Origin of the sequence: Bacteroides togonis, from assembly GCF_900130135.1 — a bacterium.
In the GTDB taxonomy this organism is placed as follows: domain Bacteria; phylum Bacteroidota; class Bacteroidia; order Bacteroidales; family Bacteroidaceae; genus Bacteroides; species Bacteroides pullorum.
Genome location: NZ_LT670820.1, coordinates 2,248,129 through 2,266,086, shown reverse-complemented (window position 1 = coordinate 2,266,086; position 17,958 = coordinate 2,248,129). Strand labels below are relative to the sequence as shown.

Here is a 17,958-nt window from a genome sequence, read left to right as displayed (position 1 = left end):
CTTTTGCCTCGCAATTGAGGCCTGGTAGCTTAGTGAATAGAGCGTCAGATTCCGGTTCTGAAGGTCGTGGGTTTGAGTCCCACCCGGGTCACAAACAAAAAATCCGCTGGTAACAGCGGATTTTTTGTTTGCGGCTTTTAGAGAGTTCTGTGTAAATGTTATTGTGTATAGCTTTTTCTTTTCTTGTTTGTACTTCCTTTTTTATTAAAGAATAAAGATTATATTTGCATATATTTATAAAGCATTACTTAATACCATGAAATTCAATACTATTTTCCTTTCAGGAATGGCTTGTTCGTTCGGACCTTTCTTTGCTGTTGCCCAGCAGGCGGCTAAACCGAATGTGGTAGTTATCATGGCCGACGATATCGGTTACGGTGACTTAAGTTGTTATGGAGAAAAGACCATCCATACCCCCAATGTGGAGAAGTTGGCCGATGGAGGCGTGATGTTTACGGATGCCCATTCAGTGGCTGCCACCAGTACACCTTCGCGTTATTCTTTTCTGACCGGGCATTATGCTTGGCGGCGTTCGGATACGGGAATAGCGCCGGGTGATGCGGGTATGATTATCCGTCCGGAGCAATATACGGTGGCCGACCTGTTCAAGGAGGCCGGCTATGCGACGGCAGCTGTAGGGAAGTGGCACCTGGGCATGGGTGACAAGACCGGAGAACAGGACTGGAACCGGCTGATAGAACCGGGATTGAAGGATATCGGTTTCGATTATTCCTACATTATGGCTGCTACGGGTGATCGTGTTCCCTGTGTATGGGTGGAGAATGGCAAGGTGGTCAATGACGACCCCAATGATCCCATCTATGTCAGCTACAAGGAACCTTTTCCCGGCGAGCCTTTGGGCAAGACCCATCCGGAACAGCTGACGGTGATGAAGCCGAGCCCCAATCATGGACACGACCAGGCCATTGTCAACGGAATTTCCCGTATCGGTTACATGAAGGGAGGCAAGAAAGCGTTGTGGAAGGACCAAGACATCAACGACAGTATTGTGGCCCATGGCATTGCTTTCATAGAACAGCACAAGGATGAGCCTTTCTTCCTGTATCTGGCCACTAATGATGCCCATGTACCTCGCGTGCCGCATCCGCGTTTTGCAGGTAAGAGTGGCATGGGGCCGCGTGGGGACGCCTTGATCGAGTTCGACTGGACGGTAGGCCAGGTGGTGGCTACACTGGAACGCTTGGGCATACGCGAAAATACTCTGATAATCCTGACAAGCGACAATGGTCCTGTAGTGGATGACGGATATCAGGACCGTGCGGTGGAATTGCTGGGCGAACATCGGCCTTGGGGGCCTTTCAGAGGGGGAAAGTACAGTAACTTTGAGGCTGGTACCCGTGTACCTTTCATCGTGAACTATCCGGGCAAAGTGAAGAAGGGTGTGTCAAAGGCTTTGGTTTCGCAGATTGATTTTCTGGGGACGATGGCTGAATTCCTGCAGACCAGTCTGACGAAAGAACAGATGAAAGACAGCAATGGCCAACTGGATGCCTGGTATGGCAAGGACCGCAAGGGGCGTGATTATGTGATTGAATATGCCGGAGCCTTGTCGGTGTCCGACGGCGAATGGAAATACATCTATCCCAACCGTAAAAGCGCTTACAATAAACTGACGAATACGGAATTGGGTAATGCGCCTGCCGAGCAGTTGTACTATCTGAAGAAAGATATGGGTGAACAGGTCAACAGAGCCGAACAGAATCCAGATAAGATAAAGGAACTGAAGGCTTACCTGGAGGCTGTACGTTGAACAATAGGTTATGTGTTTTATTATGAGAAAATTGATTCTTTTTATTATATGTGTGCTGGTGGGAATCCACGGATATGCCGACATGGCCCGTTTCTCGACAGCCGGTTTTTACGAATTGCCGAATACCGGGCGTGAGGCCTATTCCTTGAATCAGGCCTGGCGGTTCTGGAAAGGTGAAGCGGATGGAACGCCATACGCTGTGGACTATGACGATACAGATTGGGAGGTTGTTTCGGTGCCTCACGGTTTGGAATATCTGCCGGTGGAGGCCAGCGGTTGTGCCAATTATCAGGGAGTGGCCTGGTATCGGAAACATTTCACTCCGGCCGACAGCCTGAAAGGCAAGCAGCTGTTTGTGCACTTTGAAGGCATTATGGGCAAAAGCGAGGTGTATGTGAACGGCAGTCTAGTAAAGAAACACTATGGTGGCTATCTGCCAGTTATCGTGGATGTAAGTACGCTGTTGAAGTTTGGTGAAGAAAATGTGATAGCCGTGAAAGCCGACAACAGTGACGACCCTACCTATCCGGTCGGCAAGGAGCAGAGCATGCTTGATTTTACCTATTTCGGAGGTATATACAGGGACTGCTGGCTGGTGGCCCATAATGATGTGTTCATCACGAATGCCAATTATGAGAACGAGGTAGCCGGAGGTGGTCTGTTCGTGTCGTACGACAAGGTATCCGAAGCACAGGCCACTGTCAATCTGAAAGCCCATGTACGCAATGCTTCGGGAAAGAACTGTCGCGTGACGGTCTGCTTCGCACTGAAGACTCCACAGGGAAAGGTGGTGAAGGAAGCCGAGAAAAAAATGTCGTTGAAGAACGGAAAGGCCGCTCATACGATAGCCTCTATGGTAGTGGATTCTCCATCGTTGTGGTCTCCGGAGTCGCCTTACTTGTATCATCTGGATATACTGGTCAAGGATGCTTCAGGACGTGTGATAGATGGGTATCGCCAACGCATCGGCATTCGCAGCATTGAATTCAAGAAGACGGAAGGCCTGTGGCTGAATGGGAAACCGTATAAAGGCAAGATTATGGGTACTAACCGTCATCAAGACTTTGCTGTGCTGGGCAATGCATTACCCAACTCGCTGCAGTGGAGGGATGCCAAAAAACTGCGTGAAGCAGGTCTGAAGGTCATCCGTACCCATTATGTCATTGATCCTGCTTTTATGGATGCTTGTGACGAATTGGGACTTTTTGCCTTGGTCGAAGTGCCGGGTTGGCAGTTCTGGAACAAGGAACCGATATTTGCCGAGCGTATCTATTCAGACATACGTAATATGATACGCATCCATCGCAACCATGCTTCGCTGTTCTTTTGGGAACCGATTCTCAATGAAACCCATTATCCTGAAACGTTTGCCAAAAGGGCGTTGGAGATTTGTAGTGAAGAGTATCCTTATCCTTATAGCATAGCCGCCTGTGACCACGGAGCTGCCGGTGACCAATATTACGACTTGCTGCTGCGTCCTATCGAGTCCAAACTTCGTAGTGACAAGACTTATTTTATCCGTGAGTGGGGCGACAACGTGGACGACTGGAATGCTCAGAATTCAGACAGCCGTGTGGCTCGCGGATGGGGTGAAGTTCCGATGCTGCTTCAGGCCGCACATTATGCGAATCCGTCCTATCAGAAAGACTTCCCCATTTTGTGCTATGAGTCTATTTGTCAGAAATCTGCCCAGATTGTGGGAGCTTGTTTCTGGCATTCGTTCGACCATCAGCGCGGATACCATGCCGATCCTTTTTACGGGGGTATCATGGATGCTTTCCGCCAGCCCAAGACTTCCTATTACATGTTCATGTCGCAGCGTGAACCTGTGAAGAGTGACTTGCAGGCCGAGAGCGGACCGATGGTCTATATCGCTCACGAGCTGACACCTTTCTCGCCGGAGGACATTACGGTTTACTCCAACTGCGACGAGGTGCGGCTCACGGTGTTCAAGGGCGGAAAGACCTATACTTATAAGAAAGATCCCAACCATCAGGGCATGCCTTCGCCAATTATCAAGTTTACGGATGCTTTCCATTTCATGGAGTGGAAGGCGAAAGCCCGTGCCCGTAAGCAGGACGAGGCTTATTTGCTTGCGGAGGGACTGATGGACGGCAAGGTAGTGGCTACGCACAAACGTTATCCTGCGGGACAGGCCGACCATATCCGGCTGCGTCTGGACGACGAAGGAATGCGGATGGAAGCCGACGGATCGGATGTTGTGACCGTGATAGCCGAAGTGGTGGACAAGCGTGGAACGGTGAAACGTTTGAACAATTCCATTATCCGCTTTACGGTGGAAGGTGAAGGACGTCTGCTGGGCGGTGACGTGGCTTGTGTGAATCCGATGCCGGTGGTATGGGGTTCGGCTCCGGCCCTGATACAGGCTACCGGTCGCGCTGGAAAGATTAAGGTGACAGCTGCACTGGAAGTACCGGGCGAAGCACGTCCGTTGGAAGGTACGCTGGAGTTTGAAAGTATACCCACCGACCGCCGTCAGATTGCGGATGAGGCAGAAATGGCCGAGGTGGGCAAGCTGAAACAGACGGATGACCGGAAGACATCTGCCAGCGAACTGGAGAAAGAGAATGCGCGTCTGCGGAAGGAACTGAACCAGCTCAAGGTAAAGGAGGTGGAGAAACAGCAGACCCAATTCGGAGTAGGAATCAATGATTGATAAATTGATAATGTTGAATGAAATAAAAAAACAGTAACATGAGAAACAAGATGTTTGCATGCGTTGTCGGCTGCGGCTTGGCTCTGGCTTCGGCAGAAAGCCTTGCGGCGCAGCAGGAACAACCGAAAATGCCTTATTGGCAGGACCTTCAGACGGTATCTGTCAATCGGGAGGCGCCCCGAACGTCGTTCATGACCTATGACGACCGTGAGGCCGCCCTGAGTGGTAAATACGAGAACAGCCGCTTCTACCGGCTGCTGAACGGAACGTGGAAGTTCCTGTATTCCGATTCCCATCGCAGGCTGCCTGCCGATGTGACTTCGGCTACAGCAGACCTGGCAGGGTGGTGTGACATCCAGGTGCCGGGCAACTGGGAAGTACAGGGACATGGCGTGGCCATCTATACCAACCAGTGGTTTGAGTTCAAGGCCAGCGACCCTCAGCCGCCGCTGTTGCCCGACGATATTCCGGTGGGTGTCTACCGGCGCGAGATAGATATACCGGCCGAGTGGTTACAGACAAGAGATGTCTACCTCCATCTGGCCGGAGCCAAGTCGGGTGTCTATGTCTATATCAACGGGCAGGAAGTGGGATATAACGAAGATTCCAAGAATCCGGCCGAATTCCTGATCAATTCTTATGTAAAGCCGGGCAAGAACAGCCTGGTGCTGAAAATCTTCCGTTGGAGCACGGGTTCGTATCTGGAGTGTCAGGACTTCTGGCGTCTGAGCGGCATCGAACGCGACGTTTTCCTCTATGCACAGCCCAAGGTGGCCGTCAAGGACTTCCGGGTCGTATCGACGTTGGACGACACTTACAAGGACGGTATCTTCCGTCTGGCAGTGGACATGAGAAACCGGGCAGCCGGACAGAAATCCGTAAAGGTGGGTTACGAACTGCTCGATGCCGAAGGCCATTCGGTGGTCAATGCGGTTCAGGAGTGCAGCCTGCCTGCCGGTGGTGTACAGACTGTGGACTTCAGCACAACGCTGGCCGGTGTGAAGACCTGGACTTCGGAGCACCCCAATCTGTACAAACTGCTGATGACGGTCGCGGAAGACGGCAAGGTGACCGAAATCGTTCCCTTCCACGTCGGGTTCCGTCGCATCGAAATCAAGCAGATTGACCAGCTGGCCAAGAACGGAAAACCCTATACCGTGCTGCTCATCAACGGACAGCCGTTGAAACTCAAGGGTGTGAACATCCATGAGCACAACGAGGCTACGGGACACTACGTACCCGAGGAGCTGATGCGGAAAGACTTCGAGCTGATGAAACGCCACAACATCAATACGGTTCGTCTGGCTCACTATCCGCAGGACCGCCGTTTCTATGAGCTGTGCGACGAATACGGCCTGTATGTATATGATGAGGCCAACATCGAGTCGCATGGCATGTTCTACGACTTGCGCAAGGGGGGAACGCTGGGCAACAACCCCGAATGGCTGAAGCCCCACCTCTACCGTACGGAGAATATGTATGAGCGTAACAAGAACTATCCTTCAGTAACCTTCTGGTCGCTGGGTAATGAAGCCGGTAACGGATATAACTTCTACCAGACCTATCTGTGGGTGAAGGAACGGGAGAAAGATTTGATGAACCGTCCCGTGAACTACGAACGTGCCCAGTGGGAGTGGAATTCCGACATGTACGTGCCCCAGTATCCCAGTGCCGAATGGCTGGGTTATATCGGTGCGAACGGTTCGGACCGTCCGGTCGTTCCGTCGGAATATTCGCATGCGATGGGCAATTCCAACGGTAACCTGTGGGACCAGTGGAAGGAAATCTACAAGTATCCCAACCTGCAGGGCGGATACATCTGGGACTGGGTGGACCAGGGTATTCTGGAAACAGACGCGGCCGGCCGTCCCTATTGGGCTTATGGAGGCGATTATGGAGTGGATATGCCAAGCGACGGTAACTTCTGCTGCAACGGTCTGGTAGCTCCCGACCGCACGCCGCATCCGGCCATGGCTGAAGTGAAATATGCCCATCAGAACGTGGCTTTCGAGGCAGTGGATGCCGCAGCAGGCAAATTCCGTGTGCTGAACCGATTCTATTTTACGGATCTGAAAGACTACGACATCCTGTACGAAGTGCAGGTCAATGGAGAGACCCGCAAGAAAGGCCGTCTGAACATGGCCCTGGCACCGCAGCAGTCTGCCGAGTTCTCCATTCCGGTGTCGGGCTTCCGCCTCAAGGCTGGGACGGAATGCTTCGTGCGTTTCGGTGTGGTGACCCGCCTGGCCGAGCCGTTGGTTCCCAAAGGCTATGAAGTGGCCTGCGAGCAGTTCCGCTTGTCGGCAGCACAGCCCGAACTGGCCTACAAGGCATCGGGCCCGAAGCTGACAGACAGCCGCGAGGGCGACCGCATTGAGATTTCTTCGTCCAAAGTGCGTTTCGTGTTCGATGCGGCAGCGGGCAAGGTGACCTCCTATTGCGTGGACGGCATGGAATATGTGTCCGACGGATTTGGTATCCAGCCCAACTTCTGGCGTGCGCCCAATGACAACGATTATGGAAACAGCAACCCCAAGCGTCTGCAGATATGGAAGCAGGCCAGTCATGACTTTCGCATCAGTTCGGCTGACGTGAAGAAAGACGGTGATACCCGCATCCTGAGCGTGGTCTATGACCTGCCTACCCGGAACGAATACTTCGTGAACTACCGCATCTATCCGGACGGCGTGGTCAACGTGTCGTTGAAGTTCACTCCTACCAACGCCGCTGCTGTGAAGACCGAAGTGCTGGAAGATACCAATCTGGCAACCTATACGCCGGGCAAGAAAAAGGCAGACGGCAGTCAGCTCGAATTGCCCCGTCTGGGCGTACGCTTCCGGATGCCGGCCTCGCTGCATCAGGTGGAATACTTCGGCCGTGGTCCTGAAGAAAATTACATCGACCGCAATGCCGGTTCCATGATTGGCCGTTACACGACGACTGCCGAAGACATGTACGTCCGCTACGTGCGTCCGCAGGAGAACGGCCACCGTACCGATACGCGTTGGGTGGCCTTCTCGGACGGCAAACGGAAAGGCCTGCTGGTAGTGGCCGACAGCATCATCGGCTTCAATGCCTTGCGCAATACGGTGGAAGACTTCGACAGCGAAGAATCTTCGCATCCTTACCAGTGGCGCAACCGCTCTCCGCAGGAGATTGCCAATAAGAATGAAGCCGAAGCCTGCAACGTCATGCGTCGCCAGACTCACGTGAACGACATTGTTCCGCGCGATTTCGTGGAAGTCTGCCTGGACATGAAGCAGCAAGGCGTGGCCGGATACGACAGCTGGGGAGCCAAGGTACAGCCGGGCTACACCATTCCTGCCAACCGCCTGTATACCTGGGGCTTTACACTGGTTCCCGTCAAGGGCGGAAACTACGACAAGGCTTTGCAGTATAAGTATTGAGAGAGAATGTTGGTGATATTCGAAGCCGGCAGCCGGATACGGACGAAGGTACGTATCGCTGCCGGCTTTGGTTTATTTATGAAAAAAACGAAAATCCATGAACAGATTGAGACTTTTAGGACTGTGGATGCTTCTGATGCCTTTGTTGGCCGTAGCATCGGAACTGAATTCTGTAAAAAAGAGGGTGGATATTGTTGTTCCTGACAGTGGGACACTTTACAATCGCATGATGGAAAAGGGAAAAGCCGAGGCCCAGTTTGCCTTCACCAACTACCGCCGCTACTATCGGGAAGCCCGCGAGCGTGTGGCCGACGAGAAGACAGAAGCCGTAGGCAAGCTCCGCGACTACTTCTTCCGTCATCCCCATCGGGCCGTGAAGCCGGTGGGTGAGGCCGAGGCAGCCCGGATGTATGCTTTGCTGGGCGAGGACGGAACCTTCTCCGACCTGAATCCGACGGAAGAGCAGTACAATAGTGAGAACGTCTGGGACCGTGGATATGCCAATACGCCCGACGACCGGGCGGGTATCTTCATCGCCGATGCGCTGAACCGTGTGTACCGCCTGGCCGAAGCCGCGCGGAGGGGCAGTCTGAAGAAAGATACCGAGTTCCTGAACCGCCTTTCACGGTCGGTGGTGCATTACGGCAATCTGGAGATAGCCCGCTCCAACGACAAGCCCCGCTTTCACGCCTCCTGCTTTGCCATCCCTACGGCAGCGGTCAACATCTATTTTGCCTGCATGGAGGAGATGGACCGGGCTGAGCGCGGAGAAGCCGGTGCCGAAGTGCGGGCGGCCTGCGACATGCTGAAGGTACTCGGCCTTCAGGCCTATACGCAACCCTTGCGCCGGGACGCTACGGACCGTAATGTAGTGTCGGTGGAACGCTTCCGCAACCACGTCTGGTGGGTAGGCGGAAATGCCTTGGCCTACCGTTCGCTGCTTCCGGTGGCCGTCATGTACAGTTCGGTGCCGATGCTCGATGTGCTGGCCGAGGTATGCCAGCGCGGCATCAGCGTCACGTCGCAGACTACCTACAGCGACGCCTTCTGGACCGAAGGCTTTACGGCCGACGGAGCCGGATGGGGACACGGCATGCAGTGCCTCATCTGGGGATATCCCATTCACGGTACATCGGCGGCGCTGAATATGCTGAAAACACTTCGTGGCACGCCCTGGGCCAAGAACCTGAGCCGCGAGAATGCCGAGGCCCTGATGACCTTCTTCCGCGGTGGAAGCTGGTATTACCGCGACGGTTACCGCCTGCCGTGCCTCGACCGCGGTTCGTATGTCTATTGCGACAAGGAGAGTGCCATTCCCTACCGCAACATGCTGCGCGACGTGGTGAATAACTGGAAGGAATCATTCACTCCCGCCGAGCAGGCCGAACTGGAACAGCTTCTGGCCGAAGTGGAAGCCAGACGTATCCGCATGGACGGATACTCCGGCGGCGTCTATCAGGGTACGCGCTGGTTCTTCAACAACGACGACCTGATGAAGCACACGGCAGACTACCACCTGATGGTCAACATGGCTTCCGTGCGTTGTGACGGCCTGGAGAGTGCTGACTTTGCCGACAACTACAACTTCTATCCCACCGACGGTATGACGCTCTTCCAGCGTCGTGGCGACGAATACTTCCGCATCATGGGCGGATGGGACGTGACGGCCCGTGAGGGCATGGACCGACTGGTACCCGTAACCAACTGGCGGGGCTATTGCAGCCATCATAACTTTGCGACTGGAGCGGCCGACGGCGGCGACTATGCGGCCGGCGGATATATCTTTGAGAAGATGTACGGGCCGGATAAGGAAAATCCTGACTATAAAGGTGGCCATCCGAAGAAAAACGCTCTGCTGTATGGCTTCAAGGCCTACAAGGGGTATTTTATCCTGGGCGACTACCTGGTGGCCCTCGGTGCCGGAGTCACCAACCTGGAACCGGAGCAGGAGGGAAACATCCGAACGACACTGGACCAGACGGCAAGAACGTCGCCCGTGTATCTGCTGGAGAAAGGCCGGAAGAAACTGCTGCCCATGGGCATGACGACGCTCGACGCCCGCCAGCTGAAGAATGCCTGGATTGTTCAGGAAGGCCAGTTTGCCTACCGTGCCCTGCCGAACTACCAGTCGGACTTGCACGTAGCCTGCGAGAACCGTCCTGCCGACTGGGCCAGGATGAACGAGCAGAACCGTCAGCGGAAAGACCTTCCTGCCGAAGTGCCCGTCCTGCGTCTGTGGATCGACCACGGCCGTACGCCTGTGGCCGACACCTACGGCTATGCGGTCTATCTGGGTCAGGGCGAACCAGCCCGCAAGCTTCCCTTCGAAGTGCTGCGTAACGACACGCTGGTACAGGCAGTCTGTTCCGCCGACCGCATAGTTATCGGTGCCGTGTTCTATCCCGAAGCGCCGGCTCTGGAGGCCAAGGGGCTGAAGCTGGAAGTGTCTGCCCCCTGTGCCCTTGTGCTCCGCGAGACGGAGGAGGCCTGTTTCGTCACCGTGGCCGATGCCTGTATGGACGCTTCCCTGAAGGAGATAGCTCTGAAGTGGAACGGCCGCGACATACGGATAGCCCTGCCGCAAGGAATGTATAGCGGCAAGCCGGTGACTGTGCGGATAGACAGATAATTATCCAACATCTGCTGGGAAACTGGGAATGCAACAACCTTTCCCCGTTTCCCCTACGAGGAAACGCCCGTTCCCTTTAAAGGAAACAGACGTTCCCTTTCAATGGTAACGGTCGTTCCCTTCAATGGTAACGACCGTTTCTTTATAGGGGAAACGGGGTTCCCCCTGCGGAAACACGCGGAAACATGCTGTGAGGGCAGGGGGCCCGTCGTTTATTCCCAGACAAAGCAGTCAGTGTAGCCGTCGAAACAGTTCTCGTCCGGTGCTCCCAGCGAGCGGAGTACGGAACGTACCTGCTTCTGTTCGGCGGGCGGGAGCAGCCGGTCTCCCTTGCGCGAGGCGTAATAGTTCTTTCTTCCCATCTTTCCTATCATCCGTTCGCGGAAAGCAGCCGCCTGCTTCACCGACAGCTCGTCGATGATTCGGGCAAATCCTTTGGCATAGCGTACCTTGGCGTTGGAACAATAGTATTTGCATTTTCCCTGCGCCTGTTCGGCCATGTGTGGCACCAGCATTCGGACGAAAGCCTTGTCAGCGGGCAGGTGTTCGTAAGCGATGTGGCGCAGGCAGGTCGCAGCCTGCGGGCAGCTGGCTATGCAATGGCCGAATCCACGGGGTACTACAGAGTAATCGAAATTTTCCATGGTTTGTACGATTGGCTTCTAACTGTTCCAAAGATAAGAAAAAGTGGGCAGAAATACAACAGGTAACCGAGAGATGCAGGAGAATAAAATTGTGTTATGTATTTTCTCTACTACAATATATCAATTTACAAAACAAATATTTTTGGTTTATATTTCAATAGATGGAAATTACCTTCCATTTGAAAAGATTCATAAAATAATGCGGCATTTGAGAAGACGATTCCATGGTGTTTCTCTGTACCGTAAGCTCCATGGATATGGCCAAAAAAGTGATAGCGAGGTTTGACCTCCAATATCTTTTTTTTCAAATCGGCATTTCCCCAATGGATATTATTATCCTTATCTAGAATCATAAATGGAGGTTCGTGACTGACCAATACATCTGCATCAGGAGGAATGACTTGTTCGGAATGATTGTATGCCAGTCCAAAGAATGTTATGCCTTCTATTTTACATTCACTATCCTGAAGGAAGTGAACGTTTTTCGGTAAGTTTTCAATGGCTTCTGCATTCCAAAGGCATGTATCATGATTCCCTGTAACGAATATCTTGTGTTTATAAGGAAGCATAATGAACCAATTAAGGAAATCAAGAACTTCCTTTTCTGTGCCATGTTCGGTAAAATCGCCACAATGAACAATAACATCAGCTGCTGGAAGATTAACCAGCAAATGATGTTTGTTGTGAGTATCTGATATTTGTAGGATTTTCACTGCCTGATTATAAAATAGATTACCTAAACACTATAGTTCAGCATCAGCTTCCTTATGAATGCAAATAATCCTTTTGGGGTTAATTGTTCTGATAACCTTCTCTATTGTTTTGCGGTCTGCATGCCCTGATGTATGTATATCAACTACATTATGGAACATTTCACGAAATTCCTTATACATTGGATTTACTTTGATCTGTACCGGGTCTTTGTAGTAACCATCCCACGATGAGTAAATAAGCAACGTTTCTTCTTGAGGAAGTTCATTAATAAGTCCATTGATACATTCTTTCTGTGATGAACCTGCAATCATGACCATGCCATTCCGTTTTACGCTTTTCAAAAGGCGTTGATTGTAAAATTTAGGATGGAATGAAAACAAACCATGAGAGAGTTCTCCTTCTTGATCTGTAAAGAAAGCCATTGTTTGTTTCAGAAACTTTGACCACACATACACCGTTTTACCTGCTCCATTTGCAGCTTCTGTGATTGCAGCAAGTCGCTCTATGTCTGTAGCAGAAGCAAGCACAAATACATATTTAAAAGCCCGCATCACATAAGCCATCTTGCCGGAAACATCACGTTCGTGAATACATTTGTCTTCACGTTTCAGCATGGTTCCTTCTGTAATCAGCGTATCAATATGGGTGGCATACCTTTTTAAGGTCGGAAAAAGTCCTTTGCCCATATATCCATGCTCCCGATAGTCACCAGTATGCCAGATCCGTTTGCCGTCTGCCTCTATCAGAAACATGTACGAATCATAAATGGAGTGGCAATTGAAAAATGGAGTTACCTTTATATCGCCGACTATAATACTTTTCGGAACCTTATGCGGAGCAGTCCTTTTCCAGATACATATACGTTTGAGAAGCTTACATTTGTTTTCAACCTTTTTCTGGTTACTGTCCGCATCGTTATATTCCTCTGAAGTACAATTCTGTTTCCGCAATTCGCTCATTTTAAGTGACGCACCTTCCGATAAGAGTCCATATTTAATGGAAAGTAACTTCATGGTTCCTTCGCTCATATATTGAGGAACTTTGTCTGGAATATACTCAAACAGCCCCACATGATCCTCGTGACCATGTGTATAGAATACAGCTTCATGTTGCTTCTTGTTCTGAGAAAAAATAGCCTGAACCATTTGCTCGTCATCCTCTGGTGTAGTCGGTTCTCCACATCCAGGAAGATTCTGACCAAAGTCAATGAAAACCCTGGAAGTATCTGTAGAAATCTCTGTAATACAACCACCTATCTGATCAAGGCCTCTGTGTATCTTGATATTCATATTTTATTTAGAATAAAATTTCAATTCCTTTTTTGTCTTGATCAGATCCTTATACAACCCATATCCGCAGAAAGAAGCATTGATAAATTTGCAATCATCTGTCCAATCCTTATCCTCACATTCAATCTGAAGATTTGAGCTGTAATGATGATAGTTAGTAAGCAGGAACAGAAAATCCGGTTCAACTTCTATCTTAGGTTCAACTTCTACTTGTCGCTGCACCTTCTTACCCCAAACATCTTTTTCTGTAACCTTTTTCTCAAATAGATTATCCAACCCTTTCACAAGACCTAATTCTTTCTTCTGCTTTAGAACAAGAAGCATGTCCTTAGCCACACGGTTCACAGATTCCTGATCTTTTTTAAAAGAAAGATAGTCTTCGTAATGTTTCTTTAGTCCTGACAATGATTTAATTGCCTTATCACCTTGCTTTACTTCTATCAAAGTCAGCTGTACAATACGATTACGTGGCTTTTTATGTTTCCAACAGAAGGCCACGATGTCTACGCGGCCTTTCAAAACTTTATTATCAGCCCATTCTACATCGGCAATGAAATAATCTGTTTTGTCAGCATTCACAGACAGATTGTTTTCGTAAACCACCCTTTGCTGTATTTCCTTCTCTCCTAATTTACTGTTTTTGGTAGATTCATGAATATCTACAATATGTTTTGCATGAGCCAAGTAGTCATGCAAACCTTCAATAGAAGGTAGGATTCTCTCCGTATCAGGCGACAGATAGTATTCATCAACCAGACCTGTAAGAACTCCCTTTTCATCGACTGTAAGAACTTTCCCACCTCTATAATATATCATAACGCTATCGCCTCTCAGTTCCAGATCTAAATAAGGGTCAACTCTTACATAGTCTGTAATGGATTTCAAGTTACCGGTCTTTAGTTGTTCCAAAAAACTGCTTGAGATACTTCTTTTTTTCATAGAACTTTTGTTTTTACTTCCTTTAGGATACTGATTTCTATTCATCATGATAACGATTAAGTGTGTTTAATAATCTATTCTTGATTTCTTCTCTTAATTCTACGGGTTCCAGAACCTCTATTTTTTCACCCATCGCAAGCAGCTGGCTCGTAAGTTCGGGAGTGAGACACAAGCAATATTGAAAGTCACTGTATTGCTGATGCTTACATTCTATTTCCTTTTGAGTATGATGAAGAGGAAGAGTACGCATGTATTCTACATGGATGCCAAATGCCCTTACAAGAACTTTCTGGGGCTTTAACTTGTCATTTACAAAGATTCCTACAGTATTGGAATAGTATTCCTCCGCATTAAAATCATCTGGATATCGGAATGTTACTGTTGTGAGTTCCATATTCAATATCCTGTCCAAGGCTATGTTACGAATCCCTTTTTGCTCCTTTAGAACCCCCACGATATACCAACGTTGATGATAAACCTTCATTGCATAAGGTTGAATGTGCAACATAGCTCTGCTTCCATGGAATGGCTGATAGTCTATCCGTAGCTCTTTGTTCCACTGCATTGCTTCAATAACCGTTTGAATATATTCTGTTCCTTTTGGAATGTCCTCAAAAAGAATTCTGTCCTTCATATTCCGTCCGGCTTCAATCATGTTTGAGAGGGTGAATGAGTTGAGCAACCACTGACGAGTCCTGTCATTTCGCAAAGTTTCAGGAGATGACACGTAATATTCATAGGTAGAAGCATCACATGCCACTTCTACTCCGAACAGCTCAGCTATAGCATTTCTATGAACATGAAAAGTTCTTAGAGCAAGGGGCTTGCCATCACCGAGACAACTGTTTTGCCATCGGTTGTTAATTTCTTCAAAGGTTAATCGTCCATGCTGAAGCAAAGTATTCAACAACCAGATATATCGATTGAAGGTTTTACTAATCATACGAATTGTGTTATTATTTATTCTTCAAGTATTATCTGTAACATCTGTAATTTATACAATACCTTTTATTTATGCTATAAAAGTACATATAATATATGTAATAACACTGCATATGTGAATATGATTTTAATAATAGCGTAAGATATGCAGTGTTATTGCATATTGAAGGTGTTATTTTGCATTCAGAAACAAATAATCATTAGTATATACAACATTATGGCAACAAAGAAAAAAGACCTTCATAGGAAGGAGGCACTCGCAAGAAAAAGAGCAATCCAGTCTCTTGAGTTTCTTACATCGTTTGGATTAAAACAGATAGATGCAGAGCATACATTTCATAAGTATGCAGTTGCAGAACTGAAAGAAATCATTGAGCATTGACCTATGCAAAGATTTATTGGAGATTAAAAAGTTAGTTGACGGTATCAAACAGCATTTTGATATGAATATCACTGAAGATAAGGGGGATCTCTGCAATAGTCCAGTGTGTATAGCTTTAGGCATTAGTCGTGTTGAGGATATCCACAATGTTAACATTCATCAAAACATGTGGAGGGACTTGTTAAACAAGAAAATCATTTCCATTTATTATCCAGATGAAATACGCAATAAGGCTGTAGGCTGGGCCAGAGAAAACGGTTATATCACATCTACTTATCTTGGACAACCAATAATTAAGTTGGGTCGGTTGTTTTTGTCGATAAAAAGGAGCTGATATGGTCCTATAAAATTTTTGGTTGACTTCTTGGTTGACTTCAACCGCATAGTTCCGTGCAGAATTAGCACCCCTTGAGAACAAAAATCAGATAGAAATCTTTCGATAACTATCTGATTCTCTTAAGAGCGGAAGACGGGACTCAAACCCGCGACCCTCAGCTTGGAAGGCTAATGTCCTTTAATCCTGCGGATTAAAGGCAACCAACTGAGCTACTTCCTTTTATGATAGCTATCTTTAGTATCTGATTCTATTTAGAAACTATTGGTTGATGTCTTGGTTGACTTTTAAGGTCAAGTGCCAAGAATGGTTCATAATAAATAAATTAATAATCTCTTTGCAGTATTGCAACTGCACCACAAAGTTAGTAAATATCATGCTGTTATGCAATGATTCTTTCTAATAGTTTTGCTTTTGACTATCAGTTTTTTATCTATCTAATGATATAGTACATAATAGTATAGAGTAGCTTTCTCTTTACCCTCAAATCCGCAACCTATAGGGTTTAGTGGGATTTTGCTTGCAAAGCGACAAAATTCATTTTATTGTACATATTTCTTGCACAACAGAAATGTCGCAGACACAAAATCCCCTTACCCCATAAAGCGACTTGAGGTAATACGCTGGTTTAACCAGAAAAGCATGGTCTTTAACCAAAGTCTGTCTTGAACAGGTTGGCATAAGCATTGTTGTCTGAGTAAATATTCAATACATGCCTACGTGATGTCTTAATCCATTTCGCAGGAACAGAGATGAACTTGAAAACAAAGGTCTTGATTCTGCTGGTGGCACGCAATCCAAATTCATGGGTTTTCAATCTCTGCATAATAGCTTTGTAGAAGTTTCTGATGAGAGCTGTCATAAGCAGGAATACAGTATTCTGTGCCATGAACGATTTTGGCAATCGATTCCAGCCAAAGCCATTGTTCATGTCATCGAAGATGCGTTCCTTGCCACCACGAAGATTGTAGAATTCCACGATGTCTCTTGCACTCGACTTGTAATCGTTAGTCAGTATACATCTGTAGGTATATTCGCCTTCCCAAATGTCAAGGTCTCCATCTATTCGCCTTTGTCTCTGTATGACAAGACGATACGGTTTTCCTTTCCATTTCTCAACAAGGATGGAATTCAGCTCAAATTCAATACCGTTGATTTCAACAGTTTTCCATCCAGTCAAGGCAAACATGGAATCGTAGAAGGAAGAGCATCTGTTGGCACGAATATAAAAATGCCTGCAATGAGCCTCTACCATATCTACGATTTCCTCCGAGCATGAGCCGCAATCCATGCGGGCACGGGATATATATACTTCTGATGCCTCCAGTCGCTTGAAGATTCTTTCCAAAGTCTCTCTTTGGTTGAAGCGCACGTTTGTGTTGCCGTCTCTATTTTCAATACCGACAATCATGTCGTTAATGACTGCCACACCTGGACTATAGCCCAGGAACTTCTTGTAGGTTGGTTTTGCATCATGCTTCTCTGTTTCAATGAACTGATGGTCAAAGTCAAAATCATACTCTTGACCGGATTTCAATTGACCAGTAGCAAGCAGGGCTTTGATCAATAAGCAGTTCATCTTGTCTGCAGTATTGAAATCATAGGAGTTGCCAGAAGCAGATTTATAGGTGATGTTCTTACAAGTCAGTTCTTCGATAGCACGCAATATGGTGTCTGCGCTGCAAGTGCGAAGAGTTGGATGAAGAGACAAATGTTTCATCAAGTGAGTTGTAACATCCTCAATACATGAGCCGCCACAAAGATATACGCACATCAGAGAGCGTAGAATTTCGCTATATTGATAACCAAACATAGTGCATCTCAATCCCAAGGTGGAATCTATGGTTTGAGCTAAAAGAGCATCAAATTGCTCCATAATAGAAAAAATTCCTCCAAAAGGAGTGAGTTTCTCAGATTTTATTTGTATCTTTGCCATGTCATATTAGAGTTTTGCTTGTCTTCTTTTCGCAACACTAAGGTAAGTGAAAATTCTGACATGGCAAAATCCTGGGCAACTTTTTGTTGCTCAGGCACTTATAAATAATGTTAAACTATAGTGTTGCGGAATTAAGGTTTACTTAAAAAGTATTCATAGACTGTGTTTCTAATATATAATAGAGTAGTGGTAGTAAAATCAGTAATGAGTATAGAAAGCCGTTTCTTCTTAAAAATCTACTCGCTGAAAATATACTTTGATTATTTGGTATTCTCCGTAACTCTGAATAGAGTT

12 protein-coding genes and 2 tRNA genes are annotated in these 17,958 nt (G+C 48.0%); 7 read left to right on the top strand and 7 right to left on the bottom strand.

The window, feature by feature from the left end; translation table 11 throughout:
* Nucleotides 1-18: 18 nt before the first annotated feature.
* The 5 genes from BQ8005_RS09685 (at nucleotide 19) to BQ8005_RS09665 (ending at nucleotide 10,484) form a co-directional block, all read left to right on the top strand.
* A tRNA-Arg gene (locus BQ8005_RS09685) sits at nucleotides 19-91 on the top strand.
* Between the two features lie 195 nt (nucleotides 92-286).
* Nucleotides 287-1,771 carry a sulfatase family protein gene (locus BQ8005_RS09680; protein WP_075319103.1) on the top strand — a complete coding sequence of 495 codons (1,485 nt, stop codon included), beginning with the start codon at nucleotides 287-289 and terminating at the stop codon, nucleotides 1,769-1,771.
* 22 nt (nucleotides 1,772-1,793) lie between these two features.
* Nucleotides 1,794-4,448 carry a sugar-binding domain-containing protein gene (locus tag BQ8005_RS09675; protein ID WP_075317900.1) on the top strand — a complete coding sequence of 885 codons (2,655 nt, stop codon included), beginning with the start codon at nucleotides 1,794-1,796 and terminating at the stop codon, nucleotides 4,446-4,448.
* 38 nt (nucleotides 4,449-4,486) lie between these two features.
* Complete coding sequence (locus BQ8005_RS09670) at nucleotides 4,487-7,855, top strand: glycoside hydrolase family 2 TIM barrel-domain containing protein (RefSeq protein WP_075317899.1); 3,369 nt, start codon at nucleotides 4,487-4,489, stop codon at nucleotides 7,853-7,855.
* Between the two features lie 97 nt (nucleotides 7,856-7,952).
* Nucleotides 7,953-10,484, top strand: a complete 2,532-nt coding sequence (locus BQ8005_RS09665; RefSeq protein WP_234984027.1) for a polysaccharide lyase family 8 super-sandwich domain-containing protein — start codon at nucleotides 7,953-7,955, stop codon at nucleotides 10,482-10,484.
* A gap of 212 nt (nucleotides 10,485-10,696) precedes the next feature.
* Here BQ8005_RS09665 and BQ8005_RS09660 read toward each other — a convergent pair whose 3' ends face one another.
* The 5 genes from BQ8005_RS09660 to BQ8005_RS09640 form a co-directional block, all read right to left on the bottom strand.
* A complete protein-coding gene (locus BQ8005_RS09660; RefSeq protein WP_075317898.1) occupies nucleotides 10,697-11,128 on the bottom strand; it encodes a DUF6078 family protein in 432 nt (143 codons plus the stop codon).
* Nucleotides 11,129-11,253: 125 nt separating this feature from the next.
* Nucleotides 11,254-11,841, bottom strand: a complete 588-nt coding sequence (locus BQ8005_RS09655; protein ID WP_075317897.1) for a metallophosphatase domain-containing protein — start codon at nucleotides 11,839-11,841, stop codon at nucleotides 11,254-11,256.
* Between the two features lie 30 nt (nucleotides 11,842-11,871).
* Complete coding sequence (locus tag BQ8005_RS09650) at nucleotides 11,872-13,131, bottom strand: MBL fold metallo-hydrolase RNA specificity domain-containing protein (RefSeq protein ID WP_075317896.1); 1,260 nt, start codon at nucleotides 13,129-13,131, stop codon at nucleotides 11,872-11,874.
* A 3-nt stretch (nucleotides 13,132-13,134) separates the two neighbouring features.
* On the bottom strand, nucleotides 13,135-14,070 hold the full coding sequence (locus tag BQ8005_RS09645) for a hypothetical protein (RefSeq protein WP_159436234.1): 936 nt from the start codon (nucleotides 14,068-14,070) through the stop codon (nucleotides 13,135-13,137).
* 37 nt (nucleotides 14,071-14,107) lie between these two features.
* Nucleotides 14,108-15,013, bottom strand: coding sequence for a helix-turn-helix transcriptional regulator (locus BQ8005_RS09640; protein ID WP_075317894.1), 906 nt, complete (start codon nucleotides 15,011-15,013; stop codon nucleotides 14,108-14,110).
* A 216-nt stretch (nucleotides 15,014-15,229) separates the two neighbouring features.
* On the opposite strand from BQ8005_RS09640, the gene BQ8005_RS17060 reads away from it, so the two are divergent.
* Nucleotides 15,230-15,394: a hypothetical protein gene (locus BQ8005_RS17060; RefSeq protein WP_159436233.1), complete on the top strand. Its 165-nt coding sequence runs from the start codon at nucleotides 15,230-15,232 to the stop codon at nucleotides 15,392-15,394.
* Between the two features lie 61 nt (nucleotides 15,395-15,455).
* Entirely contained in the window at nucleotides 15,456-15,728 is a 273-nt protein-coding gene (locus tag BQ8005_RS17670) for a hypothetical protein (protein ID WP_234984026.1), read from the top strand.
* 130 nt (nucleotides 15,729-15,858) lie between these two features.
* On the opposite strand, the gene BQ8005_RS17390 is transcribed toward BQ8005_RS17670, so the two are convergent.
* Both BQ8005_RS17390 and BQ8005_RS09630 read right to left on the bottom strand, forming a co-directional pair.
* Nucleotides 15,859-15,950 (bottom strand) — tRNA-Gly (locus BQ8005_RS17390).
* Between the two features lie 427 nt (nucleotides 15,951-16,377).
* Nucleotides 16,378-17,664, bottom strand: a complete 1,287-nt coding sequence (locus tag BQ8005_RS09630; protein ID WP_055235773.1) for an IS1380-like element IS942 family transposase — start codon at nucleotides 17,662-17,664, stop codon at nucleotides 16,378-16,380.
* Nucleotides 17,665-17,958: the final 294 nt, after the last annotated feature.